Raw genomic sequence first — 20,174 nt, 5'->3', positions numbered from 1 at the left:
TTTTTGTGACCTGGAACACCCGTTCTAGAGCGTTTTATTCAGTTTGAGTTAAGTTTCAACGGCTACCTTGTTCATCGAGTGACTGACGGGTCTGGCTTTTCGACCTGGATGTTTTTTATACAGCCACTGGCTTCACATCGGACAAAACGGGAAAACTCCCTGACTCCGCCAAAGAGGATGAATCATGAGTGACAAGGATAAACAGCCGTTGGCTGTGTCGGCTTCAGCCCAACCCGAGGCGGAAACCGCCGACGCAGCGCTGCAGCATATCGTTGACGGCTTTTTACATTTTCATCACGAGATCTTTCCGCAGCAGGAAGAACTCTTCAAAAAACTCGCCACGGCCCAACGGCCTCGGGCGATGTTCATCGCGTGCGCCGATTCACGCATCGTTCCCGAACTGATCACCCAGAGCGCCCCCGGCGACTTGTTCGTGACCCGTAACGTCGGCAACGTCGTGCCGCCTTACGGGCAAATGAACGGCGGTGTTTCCACCGCCATCGAATATGCAGTGCTGGCCCTCGGCGTGCAGCACATCATCATCTGCGGGCATTCTGACTGTGGCGCCATGCGCGCGGTGCTCAACCCGCAGAGCCTGGAGAAAATGCCCACGGTCAAAGCCTGGCTGCGCCATGCGGAAGTGGCGAAAACCATGGTCCAGGACAACTGCCATTGCACTGATGAAAACGAGAGCATGCACATCCTCACCGAGGAGAATGTGATCGCTCAGTTGCAGCATTTGCGCACGCACCCGTCGGTGGCCTCGCGCATGGCCAATGGTCAGCTGTTTATCCATGGTTGGGTCTACAACATCGAAACCAGCGAAATCAAAGCTTACGACGCCGATCAGGGGTGTTTCCTGCCGCTCGATGGCAGTCATCCGATTCCGGTGGCGACGCCTAAAGCGCGCTTCTAAATCCTCCGTGTGGTTTAGCCGAGGCTGCTGATATTGCAGCCTGCTTTGCCATGCCTGAAGAAAACTTCGGGAGAGTCACCATGCGTGCTGCTCAACTAAAAGCTGTTTTGCCACGGGAGCTACTGGCTTCGGTGGTTGTGTTTCTGGTCGCCCTGCCCTTGTGCATGGGCATCGCCATCGCCTCGGGACTGCCACCGTCCAAAGGCCTGATCACCGGTATCATCGGTGGCCTGGTGGTCGGTTGGCTTGCCGGGTCGCCGCTGCAAGTCAGCGGCCCGGCGGCGGGTCTGGCGGTATTGGTGTTCGAACTGGTTCGCCAGCATGGTATTGCCATGCTTGGGCCGATCCTGCTGCTGGCCGGTTTTCTGCAATTGGTGGCCGGGCGTTTGAAACTGGGTTGCTGGTTTCGGGTCACGGCGCCGGCTGTGGTGTATGGCATGCTCGCCGGGATCGGAGTACTGATCGTGCTGTCACAGGTGCATGTGATGCTCGACGCCGTGCCCAAGCCGTCGGGGCTGGATAACCTGGCAGCCTTCCCCGCTGCGGTGATTCAGGCTTTGCCTTCGTTTGGCTGGCAAGCGGGCTTGCTCGGGCTGTCGACCATTGCCGTGATGTGGCTGTGGGAAAAATTCCGTCCGCACTCCCTGCGTTTCGTTCCTGGAGCATTGCTTGGGGTCGGTCTGGCAACGGTCGCCAGCCTCGTGCTCGCATTGCAGGTCAAACGTGTAGAGGTCCCGGCCAACCTGGCAGAAGCCATCGATTGGCTGCGCCCGGCGGACCTGCTCAATCTGGCAGACCCGACTCTGCTGATCGCCGCCTTCGCCGTGGCCTTTATCGCCAGCGCCGAAACCCTGCTCTCGGCCGCCGCCGTGGATCGCATGCACAGCGGCCAGCGCTCGGACTTCGACCGTGAATTGTCGGCGCAAGGTGTGGGCAACATGCTCTGCGGGTTGCTCGGTGCGTTACCGATGACCGGAGTGATCGTACGCAGTTCGGCCAACGTGCAGGCCGGCGCCACCACCCGACTGTCGACGGTGTTCCATGGTCTGTGGTTGCTGGCTTTCGTGCTGCTGCTTTCCAGCGTGCTGCAAAGCATCCCGGTGGCGAGCCTGGCAGGCGTCCTGGTTTATACCGGTTTCAAACTGGTGGACCTCAAGGCCTTTCGCGGCCTGGGTCGTTATGGCCGGATGCCGATGTTTACGTATGCGGCGACCGCACTGGCAATCATCTTCACCGACCTGCTGACCGGCGTGCTGATCGGCTTCGGCCTGACGCTGGCCAAACTGGCCTGGAAGGCTTCGCGCCTGAAAATCAGCCTGATCGATCTGCCGGCGGACGGCGAGATGGAGCTGCGACTGGTAGGGGCGGCGACCTTCCTCAAGGTGCCGGCATTGACCCAAGTGCTGGGGACCATTCCGGCGGGCACAACGGTGCATGTGCCGCTCAATAACCTGAGCTACATCGATCACTCGTGCCTTGAGTTGCTGGAGGAGTGGGGTCGGGCCAATGCGGCCAAGGGTTCGAAGCTGCTGATTGAGGCGCGGGGGTTGAAGCGCAGGCTTGAAGGACGGTTGCGTACGACCACCGGAGTAGGTTCAGCCGCTTAAAAACAGTGTGAGAGCGGGCTTGCTCGCGAAAGCGGCGGGTCAGTCGACATTAATGTTGAATGATTGACCGCATTCGCGAGCAAGCCCGCTCCCACAGTTGTTCGATTTCTACCGTTAAATCAAGCCGCTGGCTGATCCAGCTCCAGCTCCACGCCCAATTGGCGCGACAGGCACGGCCAGCGCTTCCACGCGGCGCCGGTGTCCGGGCTGTTGAGTTTCTCGCGGTAGGCCTCCACCGACTCCAGCGCGAAACTTTCATTGTTAAGCATCTCGTCCACGGCGTGATGCACCGCCTCATCCAGTTGATTGGCAAATTCTTCGCCGATCAGTTGGTGGGCAATCAGGTTGGCGACAGTCATGTCCAAGGGGATCAATGGCTGGCCAAAATGCTTGATGTACAGATCGTTGACCTCTTCGACCAACCGATGCGCCAGATAAGCTTCGTCCAGCAGGCTGTCCAGGCCGACGTGACCGGTCATGATCGCTGGCGGCTGAAGGAAAAACTGCTCGGCGATCTTCAGTACCGGCTTGATCTGCGATTCGATGCCCGCTTCCCTGGCAACTTCATTGGCTGCGTCCAGCAGGTCCGGCACTTGTTCTATATACGCGGCCACAAAACGCGTCATCACGCCGTTGGCGTCGACATCCGGCAATTGGATGGCGGAGTGAAGGTGCGGCAGTTGGGTTTCCAGCTGACGAGTCAGCAGGCCGGTCTCGGCCTCATGTTGTTGGGCTTTTTGGATCTGCTCGCGCAATGCGGCGGTGTTCATGAAAACTCCAGGAAACAAAGGCAATGAAATAGGGAAGACATAACTTAGCTGGGTTGCGAAAAAGGCTAAGACGCATTTGTCATAATTATTTCATCCTTGAGACATCTGCGTTATATCGATTTGCCACCACCCGTCTACATCCTTCTCCATTCGTGACCTGGAACGCAAGCCCAGGCTGTTTCAGTTGATTTACGCCATCGCGTTGCGAGGTGGCAGTCGCTGTCTATACTCGGTTCTGAATGGAGTTAGCTGATGACGCCCGACTGCATATGCAGCAAGGCTCGGCGATTCAAGTTCGTGGTCTGAAAAAGCCGCTCCCTTGCCGCAGGCGTTACGCCTACGGGATAACAAGAACGATAAGGGGAACCCGCAATGATGCGACATCCACATGTCTGGATGGGCCTCCTGTTGTGGTCGATTTTCAGTCAGGCGCAAGCGGCCTGGACTGTCAATATGGCGCCTGGAGCGACTGAGATCAGTCACGCAGTATTCGATCTGCACATGACCATTTTCTGGATCTGTGTGGTGATCGGCATCATCGTCTTCGGCGCCATGTTCTGGTCGATGATGGTCCACCGCCGCTCGACCGGGCAGGTGGCCGCCAAATTTCATGAAAGCACTACCGTTGAAATCCTCTGGACCATCGTGCCCCTGCTTATTCTGGTGGCGATGGCGGTTCCCGCAACGATCACGCTGATCAAGATGTACGACAACACTGAGTCGGACCTCGATATCCAGGTCACCGGTTATCAGTGGAAGTGGCACTACAAATACCTGGGTCAGGACGTCGAGTTTTTCAGCAACCTGAACACCCCCGCCGATCAGATCCACAACAAAGAAGCCAAGGGCGAACATTACCTGCTGGAGGTCGACAAGCCGCTGGTGCTGCCGATCGGTGCCAAGGTGCGCTTTCTGGTGACCTCCGCCGACGTCATCCACTCCTGGTGGGTGCCGGCCTTCGCGGTCAAGCGCGATGCGATTCCGGGCTTCGTCAATGAATCCTGGACCCGTATCGACAAACCCGGCATCTACCGTGGTCAATGCGCCGAGCTGTGCGGCAAGGACCACGGCTTCATGCCGATCGTGGTCGAGGTCAAGACCAAGGCCGATTACGAAACCTGGCTGGGCGAGCGCAAGGCGGAAGCCGCGCAGCTCAAAGAGCTGACCAGCAAGGAATGGACCCTCGACGAACTCAAGGAGCGCGGCGACAAGGTCTATCACACCACCTGCGTGGCCTGTCACCAGGCTGAAGGCCAGGGCCTGCCGCCGATGTTCCCGGCACTCAAGGGCTCGAAAATCGCCACCGGGCCGATCAAGGATCACCTGAACATCGTCTTCCACGGCAAGCCCGGCACCTCCATGGCGGCGTTCGGCAAGCAGCTCTCGGAAGTTGATATCGCAGCGGTCGTGACCTACGAACGTAACGCCTGGGGCAACAACAAAGGCGACATGGTCACCCCTAAAGAAGTGCTGGAGCTGAAACAGGCGGAAAGCAAATGACCCGGTCTATTGCGTACGTAAGGAATCGCTCGGGGCATGACGCTCCGCCCCGCCCAGCCCATCCGTTTGCAGGAGACAGGCCATGACAGTTGTAGTCGATGACCATGTTCATACCGGCACCGCCCACGCCCACGGCCCCGCCAAAGGCCTGATGCGCTGGGTGCTGACCACCAACCACAAGGACATCGGCACGCTGTACCTGTGGTTTGCGTTCACCATGTTCCTGCTGGGCGGCTCGTTCGCCATGGTAATCCGTGCCGAACTGTTCCAGCCGGGACTGCAAATCGTCCAGCCGGAGTTCTTCAACCAGATGACCACCATGCACGGTCTGGTGATGGTCTTCGGTGCCGTAATGCCGGCCTTCGTCGGCCTCGCCAACTGGATGATCCCGTTGATGATCGGCGCGCCGGACATGGCCCTGCCGCGCATGAACAACTTCAGCTTCTGGCTGTTGCCGGCAGCGTTTCTACTGCTAGTGTCGACCCTGTTCAGCCCCGGCGGCGGTCCGAACTTCGGCTGGACCTTCTATGCCCCCCTGTCGACGACCTACGCGCCGGAAAGCGTGACGTTCTTCATCTTCGCCATCCACTTGATGGGGATCAGTTCGATCATGGGGGCGATCAACGTGATCGCGACCATCCTCAACCTGCGCGCCCCCGGCATGACGTTGATGAAAATGCCGCTGTTCGTCTGGACCTGGCTGATCACCGCGTTCCTGCTAATCGCGGTGATGCCGGTGCTGGCCGGCTGCGTGACCATGATGCTGATGGACATCCACTTCGGCACCAGTTTCTTCAGCGCCGCCGGTGGCGGAGACCCGGTGCTGTTCCAGCATGTGTTCTGGTTCTTCGGTCACCCCGAGGTGTACATCATGATCCTGCCGGCCTTCGGTGCCGTCAGCTCGATCATTCCGGCCTTTTCGCGCAAGCCGCTGTTTGGCTACACCTCGATGGTCTACGCCACGGCGAGTATTGCGTTCCTGTCGTTCATCGTCTGGGCGCACCACATGTTCGTGGTCGGCATTCCGCTGGTGGGCGAGTTGTTCTTCATGTACGCCACGCTGCTGATCGCGGTGCCCACCGGGGTCAAGGTGTTCAACTGGGCCAGCACCATGTGGCAAGGCTCGCTGACCTTCGAAACGCCGATGCTGTTCGCCGTGGCGTTCGTCATCCTGTTCTCCATTGGCGGGTTCTCCGGGTTGATGCTGGCCATCGCCCCGGCGGACTTCCAGTACCAGGACACCTACTTCGTGGTCGCGCACTTCCATTACGTGCTGGTGCCGGGGGCGATCTTCGGGATCTTCGCCTCGGCCTACTACTGGCTGCCGAAATGGACCGGCCACATGTACGACGAAACCCTCGGCAAATTGCACTTCTGGCTCTCGTTCATCGGCATGAACCTGGCGTTCTTCCCGATGCACTTCGTGGGCCTGGCGGGCATGCCGCGGCGGATTCCGGACTACAACCTGCAATTCGCCGACTTCAACATGGTGTCGTCGATCGGTGCGTTCATGTTCGGGGCCACGCAGATCTTCTTCCTGTTCATCGTGATCAAGACCATTCGTGGCGGCGAGCCGGCACCGGCCAAACCGTGGGATGGCGCCGAAGGCCTGGAATGGAGCATCCCGTCACCGGCGCCGTATCACACCTTCACCACGCCGCCGGAAGTGAAATGAAACGCCTCGGTCTTGTGGGAGCTGGCTTGCCTGCGATGAGCCGGGGTCGCGCTCGACCGACGCAGGGTGCCAGATGCACCGATATCGCGGGCAAGCCCGCTCCCACAGGATCGTGGGTGGAGGTTGGAAATCATGGCTGATTCGATTTCGATGAAAAAACTGGTCACCCGCCTGTTGCTGGTGGTGGCGGCGATGTTTGTCTTCGGCTTTGCCCTGGTGCCGATCTACGACGTGATGTGCAAGGTGTTCGGCATCAATGGCAAAACCGCCGGGCAGTATGAAGGCGAACAAACGGTCGACGCCTCGCGACAGGTTCGCGTGCAGTTTCTGTCGACCAACGCCGCTGACATGACCTGGGATTTCTATCCCAAGACGGATGAGCTGACCGCTCACCCGGGGGCGGTGAACGAGATGATTTTTATCGCTCATAACCCGACCGATCGACCGATGAGCGCCCAGGCGGTTCCGAGCATCGCGCCCAGCGCAGCCGCGGCGTACTTCCACAAGACCGAATGTTTCTGCTTCACCCAGCAGGTGCTGCAGCCCGGCCAACGAATCGAGATGCCGGTACGGTTCATCATTGACCGCGACATGCCCAAGGATGTGAAGCACCTGACGCTGTCCTACACGCTGTTCGATATCACCGCACGTCATCCGCCCGTGGCTGTTGCAGCAAGCACCGGCGGCTAGGCGTTAAAGCGTGCCCGATAAGGAGAACAATAAATGGCAACTCATGAACATTATTACGTTCCAGCCCAGAGCAAATGGCCGATCATTGCCACGGTCGGCATGTTCGTCACGGTGTTCGGCCTGGGCACCTGGTTCAACGACCTGAAGGCTGCGCGGCCGGAATCCCACGGCCCGCTGATCTTTTTCGTCGGCGGATTGCTGCTGGCCTACATGCTGTTCGGCTGGTTCGGTACGGTGATCAAGGAAAGTCGCCAAGGGTTGTACAGTGCACAGATGGACCGCTCGTTCCGCTGGGGCATGAGCTGGTTCATTTTCTCGGAGGTGATGTTCTTCATCGCCTTTTTCGGTGCGCTGTTTTATGTGCGCAACATCGCCGGCCCGGCACTGGGCGGTGAAGGCTCCAAAGGCCTCGCTCACATGCTGTGGCCGGCGTTTGAATTCACCTGGCCGCTGCTGAACAACCCAGACCCGAAACTCTTTCCACCTCCCAAGGAAGTCATCAGCCCCTGGGGCCTGCCGCTGCTCAATACCGTGCTGCTGGTGAGTTCCAGCGTCACCGTGACCATCGCTCACCACGCCTTGAAGAAGGGCCATCGCGGCGCACTGAAAATCTGGCTGGCGCTGACCGTGTTGCTCGGTTGCGCGTTTCTCGGTTTCCAGGCCGAAGAATACCTGCACGCCTACCACGAGCTGGGCCTGACCTTGGGTTCCGGCATCTACGGCGCGACCTTCTTCATGCTCACCGGCTTCCACGGCGCCCACGTGACCATGGGTACCATCATTCTGTTCGTGATGCTGATGCGGATCATGCGCGGGCACTTCGATGCCGATCATCAATTCGGCTTCGAGGCGGCGAGTTGGTACTGGCACTTCGTGGACGTGGTGTGGATCGGTCTGTTCGTTTTCGTCTACGTGCTCTGAGCGTTGGCTTTCATGACTACCAAGGCACGTGAGACACCAACTGGCCACTGAAAAAACCCCAGGCGATCAAACCGACAGTGGTGGCGGCCAGCGCAACACGAACACTCAAGGCGATGACCAGGCGATTGGAGTGGCTGTCGTCCTTGACCAGAAAAAACAGGCCGCTGAACAGGCTGACAACCGTGGCAATCAGCATCAGGACGATGGCTGCTTTGAGCATGGTGACACTCCGGGGGACGGGCGATGCATTTGAGTATAGCTATCGCGACTACCGACTTTATGGCAACGCCATGAAACGCTTCCGGCCGGGCCTCGTGCCGACCCTGGTGGTCGCGATGCTGCTGCCTTTGCTGGTGTCACTCGGGTTCTGGCAGTTGAGCCGGGGCGCGGAGAAAAGCGCGCTGCTGCAAAGCTACGCCGAGCGCCGGGCGGCCGAACCGATGGCCAGCACCGAACTGCAACACACCGAAGATCCGGCCTTCCGCCGGGTTCGCCTGCACGGCCAGTTCGATGCCGAACACAGCCTGCTGCTGGACAACCGTCAGCGCGACGGCAAGGTCGGGGTCGAGCTGCTGCAACCGTTCCAGGATCAGGCAACCGGGCTCTGGCTGCTGGTCAATCGCGGCTGGCTGCCATGGCCGGACCGGCGCACACCGCCGTCATTCACCACACCGACTCAGGCATTGAGCCTCGACGCCTGGGTCTACGTCTCCCCTGGCGCAACGTTCCAATTGCACGCCGACCCAAACGCCACGACCTGGCCACAGCTGATCACCGCCGTTGAGCCGGCCAGGCTGTGGACGGCACTTGAGCGTGACGGCTTCGCCTACGAATTACGCGCGCAAAGCGGTCCCGCGACCTACCGGGCCGATTGGCCGGTGGTGGCCATGGGGCCGGAAAAACACTTGGCTTATGCCGTGCAGTGGTTCGCCCTGTCGATAGCCCTGCTCGGCCTTTACCTCTATCTCGGCTGGCACAACGCAAAGGAGAACAATAATGGGAGCGGCCATGAATCCACTCGGAATGTCTGAGGCGAAAACGCCGGTCAATCGGCGGCGCGGGCGCTTGCAGTTGTTGCTGATCGTATTGGGGGTGATCGGTCCGATGATCCTCGCCACCGGCATGTACAAATTGCAGTTCTGGGTGCCAGAGGGCCGCAGTTATCACGGCGAACTGATCGGCAACGGCCAGACCCGCGCCGACATCGGCGTACAGGCGCAAGAAGACCGCTGGCAATTGCTGGTGACGGCGCCCAAGGACTGCTCGGTGGACTGCCAACAGCTGGTTTATCTGGCGCGGCAGATCCAGATCGGCCTCGGGCGCGATGCCCCCCGCGCCAGCCATGCGCTGGCCGCCGCGCAGCCGCTGAATAGCGATTACGAGACTAAACTTCATCGCGAGTACCCGCAGTTGCAACGCTATTCACTGGACCTGCCGACCTACACCAAAGGCGCGCAGAGCAATGACACACCGCACCTGTGGATCATCGACCCTCACGGCAATCTGGTACTGCGCTACGACCCGACCGTGAAGGGCAAGGACCTGCTCAACGACCTGCGCCACCTGTTGAAACTGTCGAACATCGGATAAGGGCATCGTCATGGCCAAACCTGGATTTCGCCTCGCGCTGTTTGCCACCTTGCTGGCACTGATTGTGGTGTTGCTCGGCGCCTACACGCGCTTGACCCACGCCGGCCTCGGCTGCCCGGACTGGCCCGGCTGCTACGGTTTTATCAGCGTGCCGAAGAGCGAAGCCCAACTGGCCCATGCCGAACTGCATTTTCCCGACACCCCGGTGGAAGCCCACAAGGGCTGGAACGAGATGGTCCACCGCTACTTCGCCGGCACCCTGGGGCTGCTGATCGCAGTGCTGGCGGGCCGCGCCTGGGTCCATCGTCATCATCCGGGGCAGCCGGTGAAATTGCCGCTTTTCCTGCTGGCATTGGTGATTGCCCAAGCGGCCTTCGGCATGTGGACGGTGACGCTCAAGCTGTGGCCGCAAGTGGTCACCGGGCATTTGCTCGGTGGTTTTGCGACCTTGAGCCTGTTGTTTCTGCTGACCTTGCGCCTGTCCGGCGTGCTGCCGGCACTGACTGTGCCTCGACGTTTGCAGTACTGGGCGACCGCCGGCTTGCTGCTGGTGATCGGGCAGATCGCCCTCGGCGGCTGGGTCAGCTCCAATTACGCGGCGGTGGCCTGCATCGACTTTCCGACGTGCCACGGGCAATGGTTGCCACCGGCTGATTTCGCCAACGGCTTTCATCTGACCCAACACATCGGCCCGAATTATCTGGGCGGGCAACTGGACAGCGATGCCCGCACCGCGATTCACCTGACTCACCGCATCGGCGCGTTACTGGTCACCCTCGTTCTGTTTGGCCTGGCATGGCAACTGAAGGTCGTCGGCATGACGCGCCTGGCCACCATGGTGCTGATCGCCCTGGCAGCACAAATCACCCTGGGCATCAGCAACGTGGTGTTCCACCTGCCGCTGCCGGTGGCCGTCGCCCACAACGCCGGCGGTGCTGCGCTGTTGCTAACGATGGTGCTGGTCAATTATCACGCGCGAACCAGTCTGGTTCGGGTCAAGCATCAGCCCCCTGTACGTTGGCATCTCAGCCCGCGTAAACACTCGGCCGGGCCCATCACAATAAAAGGAGAGATGCCATGGCGACCCTGATCGGCGAACGTCACAGCCAGGCCATCTGGCGGGATTACCTGGAGCTGACCAAGCCGAAAGTGGTGGTGCTGATGCTCATCACCTCGCTGGTCGGCATGTTCCTCGCCACCCGCGCCGGGGTGCCATGGACGGTGCTGGTGTTCGGCAACCTGGGGATCGCCTTGTGTGCCGGCGGTGCAGCGGCGGTCAACCATGTGGTGGACCGGCGCATCGACGCGGTCATGGCCCGGACCCACAAACGGCCCTTGGCCGAAGGTCGGGTATCTCCGAGCGCGGCGCTGACCTTCGCCCTGGTGCTGGCGGTACTTGGCCAGGCCTTGCTGCTGGCCTTCACCAACCCGTTGACGGCGTGGCTGACGCTGGCGTCCTTGCTCGGTTACGCCGTGGTTTACACCGGTTTTCTGAAACGTGCGACGCCGCAGAACATCGTCATCGGCGGTCTCGCCGGTGCGGCCCCGCCGCTGCTTGGCTGGACCGCCGCCACCGGTCATGTCGGCGCAGAACCGTTGCTGCTGGTGCTGATCATCTTCGCCTGGACCCCGCCGCACTTCTGGGCGCTGGCGATTCACCGCAAGGAGGAATACGCCAAGGCTGACATTCCGATGCTGCCGGTGACCCATGGCGAGCACTACACCAAAGTCCACATCCTGCTTTATACCTGTGCGTTGCTGGCCGTCAGCCTGATGCCCTACGTGATCCACATGAGCGGCGCGCTTTACCTGATGTGTGCCCTCGTACTGGGCGCGAGGTTTCTGCAATGGGCCGTGGTGCTGTACCGTGGCACTCGGCCGCATGCGGCGATCAACACGTTCAAGTACTCTATCTACTACTTGTTCCTGCTGTTTATCGCGCTGCTCGTAGACCACTACTTACTGTTGATCCTATGACTCGAACCCAGAAAACCGTCTTCATCCTCGTTGCCCTGATCGCGCTGATCCTGGGCCTGACCGTCAATAAAGTGCTGACCGGGAAAAACCAGGGCGACCCGACGGCGCTGATCGATGCGGGGATCATCCTGTTGCCCCAAAGCCGTAATCTGCCGGACGTGAAGATGACCGATCAGGACGGCAAGCCAGTGGCGGTCAACGAGCTGAAAGGCAAGTGGAGTTTGCTGTTCTTCGGCTACACCTTTTGCCCGGACATCTGCCCGACCACCCTCGCCCAGCTGCGACAGATCAAGAGCGAACTGCCGGCGGATGCGGTGGACAAGTTGCAGGTCATCCTGGTCAGCGTCGACCCGAACCGCGACACGCCCAAGCAACTCAAGCAGTACCTGGGCTACTTCGATCCGCAGTTCATCGGGCTGACCGCGTCATCGGTGGAAGACATTCAGAAACTGGCGAATGCGGTGAGTATTCCGTTCATTCCGGCGGACACCAGCAAGCCTAACTACACCGTCGACCACAGCGGCAACCTGGCGGTGATCGGGCCGGACGGGGCGCAGCGTGGGTTTATTCGCGCACCGTTGAACAATCAGAAACTGGTGGCGCAGTTGCCGGTGATGCTCAGCCGCCAATAAGCACCACAAAACCCTGTGGGAGCGGGCTTGCCCGCGATGACGGAGCATCATTCAACATTGATGTCGACTGGTTCAACGCCATCGCGGGCAAGCCCGCTCCCACAGGTACGGTGTTTCAATGCTAGTCCTGAAAATAGATTAGAGGTGTAAACCTTATTCAGGACGGGACAATTCAGGACGGGACACAGGCACAAAAAAGGGGCGCAGTGATTGCGCCCCTTTTTCGTTTACGTCAGCTGATCAGAACGCCGGCAATACCGCGCCTTTGTACTTTTCAAGAATGAAGGCTTTCACTTCCGGGCTGTGCAGCGCAGCAACCAGTTTCTGCATCGCCGCGCTGTCCTTGTCGTCTGGACGGGCAACGAGAATGTTCACATACGGCGAGTCGCTGCCTTCGATGACCAGCGCGTCCTTGGACGGATCGAGCTTGGCTTCCAGCGCGTAGTTGGTGTTGATCAGCGCCAGGTCGACCTGAGTCAGCACACGCGGGATGGTCGCGGCTTCCAGTTCACGGAATTTCAGGTCCTTGGTGTTCTCGGTAATGTCCTTGACGGTCGACAGGATGTTGTTCGAATCCTTCAACTTGATCAGGCCAGCCTTCGCCAGCAGCAACAGCGCACGACCGCCGTTGGTGGCGTCGTTCGGGATCACCACGTTGGCGCCGCCTGGCAGCTCGGTCAGCGCTTTGTACTTGCTGGAGTAAGCGCCCAGCGGCTCCAGGTGCACACCGGCAACGCTGACAAGGTTGGTGCCCTTGGCCTTGTTGAACTCATCCAGGTACGGTTGGTGCTGGAAGAAGTTGGCGTCCAGACGCTTCTCGGCCACCTGCACGTTCGGCTGGATGTAGTCGGTGAAGACTTTGACCTTCAGGTCCACGCCTTCTTTGGCCAGGGCCGGCTTAACGAATTCGAGGATTTCCGCGTGCGGCACCGGAGTGGCCGCGACGGTCAGTGTGTCGGCAGCGTGTGCGGAAAAGGCTGCAACGGCAGCGAACGCGACGAGTAGTTTTTTCATTCAGCTAACTCCTTGTGAGGCGCCAGTCTTCGGCGCCTGCCAGCGAATGGCCGGCTCATGTCTTAGTGACGTTATTTGCGGGAGAAATGAACCACCAGCTTGTCGCCGACGGTTTGCAGCACTTGAACCAGCACCAGCAGCAACACCACGGTGACCACCATCACGTCAGTCTGGAAACGCTGGTAACCAAAACGGATCGCCAGGTCGCCCAGACCACCAGCGCCGACCACGCCGGCCATCGCCGTGTAGGACACCAGTGTAATCGCTGTCACCGTAATCGCCGCAAAGATGCCCGGACGAGCTTCCGGCAGCAAGGCGTTGATGATGATCTGACGCGTCGTCGCGCCCATGGCCTGGGTCGCCTCGATGATGCCGCGGTCCACTTCCCGCAGGGCGGTTTCCACCAGTCGTGCAAAGAACGGCGTGGCACCCACCACCAACGGTGGAATCGCACCGGCGACACCCAGGGAGGTGCCCGTGATCAACACGGTGAACGGAATCATCACGATCAGCAGAATGATAAACGGCAGCGAACGCAAGATGTTCACCACCAGCGACAGCATCGCGTAAACGCCTTTGGCTTCCAGCAACTGACGCGGGCTGCACAGGAACAGCAGCACGCCCAGCGGCAGGCCCAATAGCACGGTGAACAACAGCGAACCGCTGAGCATCAGCAGGGTGTCGCCGGTGGCCAGCCAGATTTCATACCAGTCGATATTGGAAAAGAAACTCATCAGGACTTCCATCAGCGCAGCACCTCCATGTGGACATCAGCTGCGGTGAAGTGAGCAAACGCCGCTTCCATGTCGCCACCGGTGACGGCCAGGGTCAATTGCCCGTACGGGACTTCTTTGATGCGATCGATACGACCGGCCAGGATGCTGTAGTCCACGCCCGTCTCCCGGGCGACGGTACCCAGCAACGGCGCGTAGGTCGCATCGCCCTGGAAGGTCAGGCGCACGATGCGCCCCGGTACGTGAGCGAAGTCGTCGCGCTGTTCGCTTTCGTCGATTTGCTCGTCTTCCTGCACGAAGCGCTTGGTGGTCGGGTGCTTGGGATGCAGGAACACCTCGGCCACCGAGCCTTGCTCGACGATCTCGCCGGCATCCATCACCGCCACTTGATCGCAGACCCGACGAATCACGTCCATCTCGTGGGTGATCAGCACGATGGTCAGCTTCAACTCGCGATTGATCTCGGCCAGCAATTGCAGAACCGACGCCGTGGTCTGTGGGTCCAGGGCACTGGTGGCTTCATCGCACAGCAGGATTTTCGGCTTGGTCGCCAGGGCGCGGGCGATGCCGACACGCTGTTTCTGACCGCCAGACAGTTGCGCCGGGTATTTTTTCGCATGGTCGGCCAGGCCAACCCGCGCCAGCAACTGCGCAACACGCTGGTCAATCTCGCTGCGCGACAGCTCACCGGCGAGGGTCAGCGGCAACGCGACATTGTCAGCCACGGTCTTGGACGCCAGCAGGTTGAAGTGCTGGAAAATCATCCCGACCTGCTGACGGAAGCGCCGCAGACTATTGGCATCCAGCGCGGTGACTTCTTCGCCATCGACGATGATCTTGCCGCCACTGGAGTTTTCCAGGCGATTGATCAGACGCAGCAAGGTACTTTTTCCCGCACCGGAATGGCCGATCAGGCCAAAGACCTGACCGTTCTCAATCGTCAGACTGGTCGGATGCAGGGCGGGAATATCCTTACCGGCGACGCGGTAAGTTTTGTGGACGTTTTGAAACTCGATCACGTAGCGAACCTTGTGGGGCGCGTTAGAAAAGGATCAGCGGTTAGCCGGGCGCGCATTTTAGCCTGTCCGTATAGAGGTTCTTAGCATTTATTTCGCTTTCAACCAGCGTTTTGGCAATAAGGCGATCAAAGGTAAGGAACCTGGGACCAAGGCAATTCCGGCCTGATGCATTTAGAAAAGCAAAAGATCGCAGCCTGCGGCAGCGCCTACACGGTCCGTAGGAGCTGCCGCTGGCTGCGATCTTTTCTTTATGGCTTGCGAGGGCTCAAAACCATCTGCGCCGGGATGTTGCGCAGAATCTGCTTCTCCAGTTTCAGATCAAACCCCGAATCCAGCTTCTTCACCCGCTTGGTCAGCAACGTGGCCAGCCATGGGTAATCCTGGGTGCGAGGAGCCTGAATGCTCACATCGCACTGATAATTCACCACATCGGCGGCGATGGCATCCAGTTGACGACGAAGCTTGCTCATATCGGTGAGGTTCAACGCCACCGTCGTGCTTTCAGCCGTCGGGTCGATGACCTTGGCCTGCGGCTTGGCTTCGGCAGCCTTGAGGGCCGCTTCGGCTTTATCCAGTTCAGCCTTGCGCGCATGAACGATAGCGCTGTTGACGCCACCGGTCAGTGCTGGCGCCTTGGGCATCAACACCCGGGCACGGCTGAGGGCAGTGGCCGCCGCATTCACATCACCTTTTTGCAACACGATCTGGCTGCGCAGCAAATAGGCTTCGGCCAATTGCCGCTGGTATTGCTCAAGGGATTGATCGTTGGGCGACTCGGCCTGCAAGGCCGCCAATTGATCCTCGGCGGTGGCCAGCTCGCTGCTGGCCAGGCTTTGTTCCAGCTGTGCGATAGCCGTGGCCCGCGCATCGGGGGCCTCGGTGGCCGCCGGTGGCGTGCTTTGACAAGCGCCCAGTAGCAGCGAAAATGCGACAAGGAGCAGATAACGGGAGGCGAACGGCTTCATTCCTGCGACTCTCTATTTGCGCAAAAAACGAGCAAGTCTACACCCCTCGACGGGGCAGGACAAAACTCAGCAGAAACAGCGCGGCGGCCGTCACCACAATCGACGGGCCGGCCGGGGTGTCCTTGAACCAGGACAATGCCAGCCCGCCACACACCGCGAGCATACCCAGCAGGCTCGCGCCCAGCGCCATCTGCTCCGGCGAGCGGGCGTGACGCTGTGCCGCAGCCGCCGGAATAATCAGTAACGAGGTAATCAACAGAACGCCGACAATTTTCATCGCCACCGCGATCACCACAGCAATCAGCAACATCAGGACCAGGCGCAACGCCGCCACCGGCAAACCTTCCACCTTGGCCAGTTCTTCGTGCACCGTGATCGCCAGCAAGGGTCGCCACAGCGTGACCAGCAATACCAGCACCGCCGCGCTACCGCCGAGGATCCAGGCCAGATCGGTCGGGCTGATCGCCAGCAGGTCGCCGAACAGATAGGCCATCAGGTCGATCCGCACTTCATGCATGAAGCTTAGTACCACCAGGCCCAGAGAGAGTGTGCTCGGTGCGAGAATTCCCAACAGCGTGTCAGACGCCAGTGGCTGCCGTTGTTGCAACGTCACCAGCAACACCGCCAGCAACAGGCAGCCTACAGTGACGGCCACGGTCGGGCTGACATCCAGCAGAAAACCCAGCGCCACGCCGAGCAGTGCGGCGTGCGACAGGGTGTCGCCGAAATAGGCCATGCGCCGCCAGACCACGAACGAACCCAACGGGCCCGCGACCAGCGCCAGGGCCAGACCTGCAAGCAGGGCGAAGAGCAGAAAATCAGCCATGCTTGCAGCTATCTCCATGAACGTGGGTAGGGGTCGAGGGGGTCGCGCTGACCACCGAGCCATGCAGGTCGTGGGCGTGGTCGTGATGGTGGTGATAAATCGCCAGGCTTTGGGCGTTCTTTCCGAACAACTCGACAAACGCCGGATCGCCACTGACCTGCTCGGGATGCCCGGAGCAGCAGACGTGGCGATTCAGGCACACCACCTGGTCGGTGGTGCTCATCACCAGATGCAGATCGTGAGAAACCATCAATACGCCGCAACCATGACGGTCGCGCAGTCGTGTGATCAGACTGTAAAGCTCGGCTTGACCGGCCACGTCGACGCCTTGCACCGGCTCATCAAGCACCAGCAACTCCGGCTCACGCAGTAACGCCCGCGCCAGCAGCACCCGTTGCATCTCACCACCGGAAACACTTTGCACCGGGCTGTCGATGACCTGTTCGGCGCCGACTTCCTTGAGGGCCGCCAAGGCCCGAGCGCGGTCCACACCAGGGACCAGACGCAAGAAACGCAGCACCGAAAGCGGTAGGGTCGGATCGACATGGAGTTTTTGCGGCATGTAACCGACGCGCAACTTCGGCTTGCGCCAGACGCTGCCGCTGTCCGGTTTCAACAGACCGAGTACCGCGCGCACCAATGTGGTTTTGCCGGCACCGTTGGGGCCGATCAGAGTGACGATCTGCCCCGGCTCGACGCTCAGCTCGATGTTATCCAGCACGTTTTGCCCGGCAAAGGTGACGGCCACCTTTTCGAGGCGAATCAGCGCATTGCTCATCAAGCCCCCTGGCAACCCGAGCAGAGACCGATGACTTCAACGGTCTGGGCCTCGACGACAAATCCGACATCCTTGGCGCTACCGATGATCGCGTCGCTGATGGATTTCTGTTCGAGTTCGATGGCGGCATGGCATTCGCGGCAGATCAGGAACTGGCCCTGGTGGGCGTGTTCCGGGTGATTGCAGCCAACGAAGGCGTTCAGCGAGGAGATGCGGTGCACCAGACCGTTTTCCAGCAGGAAATCCAGCGCGCGGTATACGGTCGGCGGCGCGGCGCGGCGGCCGTCCTGCTCGCTGAGCACCGCCAGAATGTCATAGGCACCCAGCGGTTTGTGGCTTTGCCACACCAGTTCCAGCACCCGCCGGCGCAAAGCGGTCAGGCGCAGCCCCTGACGTGCGCACAAGGCATCGGCCTCAGACAATGCGCTATGGACGCAATGAGAGTGGTCGTGGGGACGGCTGGCAATCGGTGTTTTAGGCATGAGCGGCGACGAGTGTTGTGAGAGACGTTATTATGTTACCCGTTCTCGCCTCTTCGAGTGGTCATCGTGTCTCGACTTTTTTCTATCTTTGTCGCATTTGTCGCAAGTTTTCTGCTGACTGGTTCAGCTCAAGCCGAAGTCAAAGTCCTCACCAGCATCAAGCCCCTGCAACTGATCGCCGCGGCGGTGCAGGACGGTGTTGCGGTTCCGGAAGTCTTGCTCCCGCCCGGCGCCTCGCCGCATAACTATGCCTTGCGCCCGTCCGACGTACGGAAAGTGCAATCGGTGGATCTGGTGTACTGGATCGGCCCGGACATGGAAGGTTTCCTGCCTCGCGTGCTGAAAGGTCGTACGCTGCCCAGCGTCGCAGTGCAGGATTTGCCTGGCCTGAAACTGCGACATTTCGCCGAAGACAACCATTCCCACGCCGAAGATGCCGACGAGCATGACCACGATCACCGTCCTGGCAGCCTGGATGCGCACTTGTGGTTGTCACCGATAAACGCCCGAGTAATCGCCAGCAAAATGGCCGCCGATCTGAGTGCTGTCGATCCGGCCAACGCGGCGCGCTATCAGAGCAACCTCAAGGCATTCGATGAGCGTCTGGATGCTCTGGACCGGCGCCTGAAGGCCCGTCTGGCGGGTATCGCGGGCAAGCCTTATTTCGTGTTCCACGAAGCCTTCGATTACTTCGAAGACGCTTACGGCCTCAAGCACACCGGCGTGTTCAGCGTCGCTGCCGAAGTGCAACCCGGCGCCCAACACGTGGCGGCGATGCGCACGCGGTTGCAGGAAATCGGCAAGACCTGCGTGTTCAGCGAACCTCCATTGCGCCCACGCCTGGCAGAAACCCTGGTGGCCGGGCTGCCAGTGAAGCTGGCGGAACTGGATGCGCTGGGCGGGTACACGCCAGCGACCGCTCAGGGGTATGAGCAGGTATTGGAAAAGCTGGGGAATGATTTGGCGGGGTGTCTGGAGTCGTTGTAAGCGCTGATTTTCGGCGCCCCCACTCGCGGGCAAGCCTCGCTCCTACAGGATGAGTGCCGTTCATAATATTGGTGAACGACACAAATCCTGTAGGAGCGAGGCTTGCCCGCGAAGCTTTTAAAGCGCGAACGGCAACGGCGTGCTGACCTTCTGCCGTTGCGTCAGCCGCAACTGAAATTCCATCGGATCGTGAATCAACACGTCCTGCCCGGCGAAAGACTCCGCAGCGATCAAGCGCGACAACCAGAACCGTACGCACGCCACGCGCAGCATGGTCGGCCATAGCTCGGCTTCGGCAGCGGTAAACGGTCGCAGCGCGGCATACGCGCCCAGCAATGCCCGCGCCCGAGCGCCATCAAGCTGCCCTTGTTCGTCCGAGCACCAATCGTTCAAGGCAATTGCCACGTCATAGAGCATCGGCCCCGAACAGGCGTTGTAGAAGTCGATCAACCCGGTCAGGTGTGTGCCTTCGAACATCGCGTTATCGCGGAACAGGTCCGCGTGGATGTTGGCTCGCGGCAGCGCCAGAATTTTCGTCTTCTGCTGGGTAATTTCATCCAGCGCCCGTTGCAGCAAATCGCTTTGCTCGGCATTCAGGTGCGAGAGTAGCTGTGTGCCCTCTTCCATCATCCAGTCCAGGCCGCGATCGGTTTTGCGTTTGATCATGTTGGCCTGGGTCGCCAGGTGCAGATGAGCCAGCAGCTCGCCGACCTGAGCGCAATGCTGCGCGTTGGCGTCCTTGATGTGCTTGCCCGCCAGACGCGGCTGCAACAGCGCAGGTTTACCGGCCAGCTCGCGCAAAGCGACGCCGTCGGTGGTACGCAGGGCATAAGGTACCGGCAGGTCAGCGTCGTGCAGTACATCGAGCAATTCGATGAAAAACGGCATTTCCTGCACCGGACCGCGCTCGACCAGGGTCAGGACAAATTCGCCCTGCTCCAGGCTGATAAAGAAATTGGTGTTTTCGCTACCGGCGGCGATCCCCTGGAAATCAAGCAGGCGGCCGAGCCCATAAGGGGCGAGAAAGGTTTCCAGCTCGGGCCGAGCCAGGGGGGTGAACACAGACATGGTTAAAACTGCCAGTACGGGCG

General features: G+C 60.2%; 22 protein-coding genes. 12 read left to right on the top strand and 10 right to left on the bottom strand.

Features of this window, described 5'->3' with window-relative positions:
- The first annotated feature begins 184 nt into the window (after positions 1–184).
- Both LOY38_RS00490 and LOY38_RS00485 read left to right on the top strand, forming a co-directional pair.
- A complete protein-coding gene (locus LOY38_RS00490) occupies positions 185–916 on the top strand; it encodes a carbonic anhydrase (RefSeq protein WP_038980324.1) in 732 nt (243 codons plus the stop codon).
- Between the two features lie 80 nt (positions 917–996).
- The gene (locus LOY38_RS00485) at positions 997–2,523 is read left to right on the top strand and encodes a SulP family inorganic anion transporter (RefSeq protein WP_258698406.1); all 1,527 of its coding nucleotides are present in this window, start codon (positions 997–999) and stop codon (positions 2,521–2,523) included.
- A gap of 119 nt (positions 2,524–2,642) precedes the next feature.
- Here LOY38_RS00485 and LOY38_RS00480 read toward each other — a convergent pair whose 3' ends face one another.
- Positions 2,643–3,293, bottom strand: coding sequence for a hypothetical protein (locus tag LOY38_RS00480; RefSeq protein ID WP_258698405.1), 651 nt, complete (start codon positions 3,291–3,293; stop codon positions 2,643–2,645).
- A gap of 372 nt (positions 3,294–3,665) precedes the next feature.
- Here LOY38_RS00480 and coxB point away from each other — a divergent pair, with 372 nt between their 5' ends.
- From coxB to LOY38_RS00460, 4 genes are all read left to right on the top strand, one after another.
- On the top strand, positions 3,666–4,793 hold the full coding sequence (gene coxB, locus LOY38_RS00475; RefSeq protein ID WP_258698404.1) for a cytochrome c oxidase subunit II: 1,128 nt from the start codon (positions 3,666–3,668) through the stop codon (positions 4,791–4,793).
- Between the two features lie 82 nt (positions 4,794–4,875).
- The gene (gene ctaD / locus LOY38_RS00470; protein ID WP_258698403.1) at positions 4,876–6,468 is read left to right on the top strand and encodes a cytochrome c oxidase subunit I; all 1,593 of its coding nucleotides are present in this window, start codon (positions 4,876–4,878) and stop codon (positions 6,466–6,468) included.
- Positions 6,469–6,600: 132 nt separating this feature from the next.
- A complete protein-coding gene (locus LOY38_RS00465) occupies positions 6,601–7,158 on the top strand; it encodes a cytochrome c oxidase assembly protein (protein ID WP_258698402.1) in 558 nt (185 codons plus the stop codon).
- 33 nt (positions 7,159–7,191) lie between these two features.
- On the top strand, positions 7,192–8,079 hold the full coding sequence (locus LOY38_RS00460) for a cytochrome c oxidase subunit 3 (protein WP_258698401.1): 888 nt from the start codon (positions 7,192–7,194) through the stop codon (positions 8,077–8,079).
- Between the two features lie 16 nt (positions 8,080–8,095).
- Here LOY38_RS00460 and LOY38_RS00455 read toward each other — a convergent pair whose 3' ends face one another.
- Positions 8,096–8,299, bottom strand: a complete 204-nt coding sequence (locus LOY38_RS00455) for a twin transmembrane helix small protein (RefSeq protein WP_030129650.1) — start codon at positions 8,297–8,299, stop codon at positions 8,096–8,098.
- A 70-nt stretch (positions 8,300–8,369) separates the two neighbouring features.
- Here LOY38_RS00455 and LOY38_RS00450 point away from each other — a divergent pair, with 70 nt between their 5' ends.
- From LOY38_RS00450 to LOY38_RS00430, 5 genes are read left to right on the top strand one after another with little or no spacing between them, the layout of a single operon-like run.
- Positions 8,370–9,110: an SURF1 family protein gene (locus LOY38_RS00450; RefSeq protein WP_258698400.1), complete on the top strand. Its 741-nt coding sequence runs from the start codon at positions 8,370–8,372 to the stop codon at positions 9,108–9,110.
- A complete protein-coding gene (locus LOY38_RS00445) occupies positions 9,076–9,669 on the top strand; it encodes a hypothetical protein (RefSeq protein ID WP_258698399.1) in 594 nt (197 codons plus the stop codon). The genes LOY38_RS00450 and LOY38_RS00445 overlap by 35 nt, the downstream gene beginning before the upstream one ends.
- Positions 9,670–9,679: 10 nt before the next feature.
- Entirely contained in the window at positions 9,680–10,759 is a 1,080-nt protein-coding gene (locus LOY38_RS00440; RefSeq protein ID WP_258698398.1) for a heme A synthase, read from the top strand.
- Entirely contained in the window at positions 10,747–11,646 is a 900-nt protein-coding gene (gene cyoE, locus LOY38_RS00435; protein WP_258698397.1) for a heme o synthase, read from the top strand. The genes LOY38_RS00440 and cyoE overlap by 13 nt, the downstream gene beginning before the upstream one ends.
- A complete protein-coding gene (locus tag LOY38_RS00430; protein ID WP_258698396.1) occupies positions 11,643–12,278 on the top strand; it encodes an SCO family protein in 636 nt (211 codons plus the stop codon). Before cyoE ends, LOY38_RS00430 begins: the two co-directional genes overlap by 4 nt.
- Positions 12,279–12,518: 240 nt before the next feature.
- On the opposite strand, the gene LOY38_RS00425 is transcribed toward LOY38_RS00430, so the two are convergent.
- The 7 genes from LOY38_RS00425 to zur form a co-directional block, all read right to left on the bottom strand.
- Entirely contained in the window at positions 12,519–13,292 is a 774-nt protein-coding gene (locus LOY38_RS00425) for a MetQ/NlpA family ABC transporter substrate-binding protein (RefSeq protein ID WP_008076235.1), read from the bottom strand.
- A 71-nt stretch (positions 13,293–13,363) separates the two neighbouring features.
- Positions 13,364–14,038, bottom strand: coding sequence for a methionine ABC transporter permease (locus LOY38_RS00420; RefSeq protein WP_258698395.1), 675 nt, complete (start codon positions 14,036–14,038; stop codon positions 13,364–13,366).
- Positions 14,038–15,045, bottom strand: a complete 1,008-nt coding sequence (locus LOY38_RS00415; RefSeq protein ID WP_258698394.1) for a methionine ABC transporter ATP-binding protein — start codon at positions 15,043–15,045, stop codon at positions 14,038–14,040. The genes LOY38_RS00420 and LOY38_RS00415 overlap by 1 nt, the downstream gene beginning before the upstream one ends.
- 248 nt (positions 15,046–15,293) lie before the next feature.
- The gene (locus tag LOY38_RS00410; protein WP_258698393.1) at positions 15,294–16,010 is read right to left on the bottom strand and encodes a PA5502 family lipoprotein; all 717 of its coding nucleotides are present in this window, start codon (positions 16,008–16,010) and stop codon (positions 15,294–15,296) included.
- 37 nt (positions 16,011–16,047) lie between these two features.
- A complete protein-coding gene (gene znuB / locus LOY38_RS00405) occupies positions 16,048–16,836 on the bottom strand; it encodes a zinc ABC transporter permease subunit ZnuB (RefSeq protein WP_258698392.1) in 789 nt (262 codons plus the stop codon).
- On the bottom strand, positions 16,829–17,614 hold the full coding sequence (gene znuC / locus LOY38_RS00400) for a zinc ABC transporter ATP-binding protein ZnuC (protein ID WP_258698391.1): 786 nt from the start codon (positions 17,612–17,614) through the stop codon (positions 16,829–16,831). The genes znuB and znuC overlap by 8 nt, the downstream gene beginning before the upstream one ends.
- Positions 17,614–18,096 carry a zinc uptake transcriptional repressor Zur gene (gene zur, locus LOY38_RS00395; protein ID WP_258698390.1) on the bottom strand — a complete coding sequence of 161 codons (483 nt, stop codon included), beginning with the start codon at positions 18,094–18,096 and terminating at the stop codon, positions 17,614–17,616. Before zur ends, znuC begins: the two co-directional genes overlap by 1 nt.
- Before the next feature lie 66 nt (positions 18,097–18,162).
- On the opposite strand from zur, the gene znuA reads away from it, so the two are divergent.
- A complete protein-coding gene (gene znuA, locus LOY38_RS00390) occupies positions 18,163–19,083 on the top strand; it encodes a zinc ABC transporter substrate-binding protein ZnuA (protein ID WP_258698389.1) in 921 nt (306 codons plus the stop codon).
- Positions 19,084–19,200: 117 nt separating this feature from the next.
- Here znuA and LOY38_RS00385 read toward each other — a convergent pair whose 3' ends face one another.
- On the bottom strand, positions 19,201–20,151 hold the full coding sequence (locus LOY38_RS00385; protein ID WP_258698388.1) for a homoserine kinase: 951 nt from the start codon (positions 20,149–20,151) through the stop codon (positions 19,201–19,203).
- Positions 20,152–20,174 lie beyond the last annotated feature (23 nt).

Source organism: Pseudomonas sp. B21-015 (genome assembly GCF_024749285.1).
GTDB lineage: Bacteria > Pseudomonadota > Gammaproteobacteria > Pseudomonadales > Pseudomonadaceae > Aquipseudomonas.
This window is presented reverse-complemented; position numbering and strand designations above follow the sequence as displayed.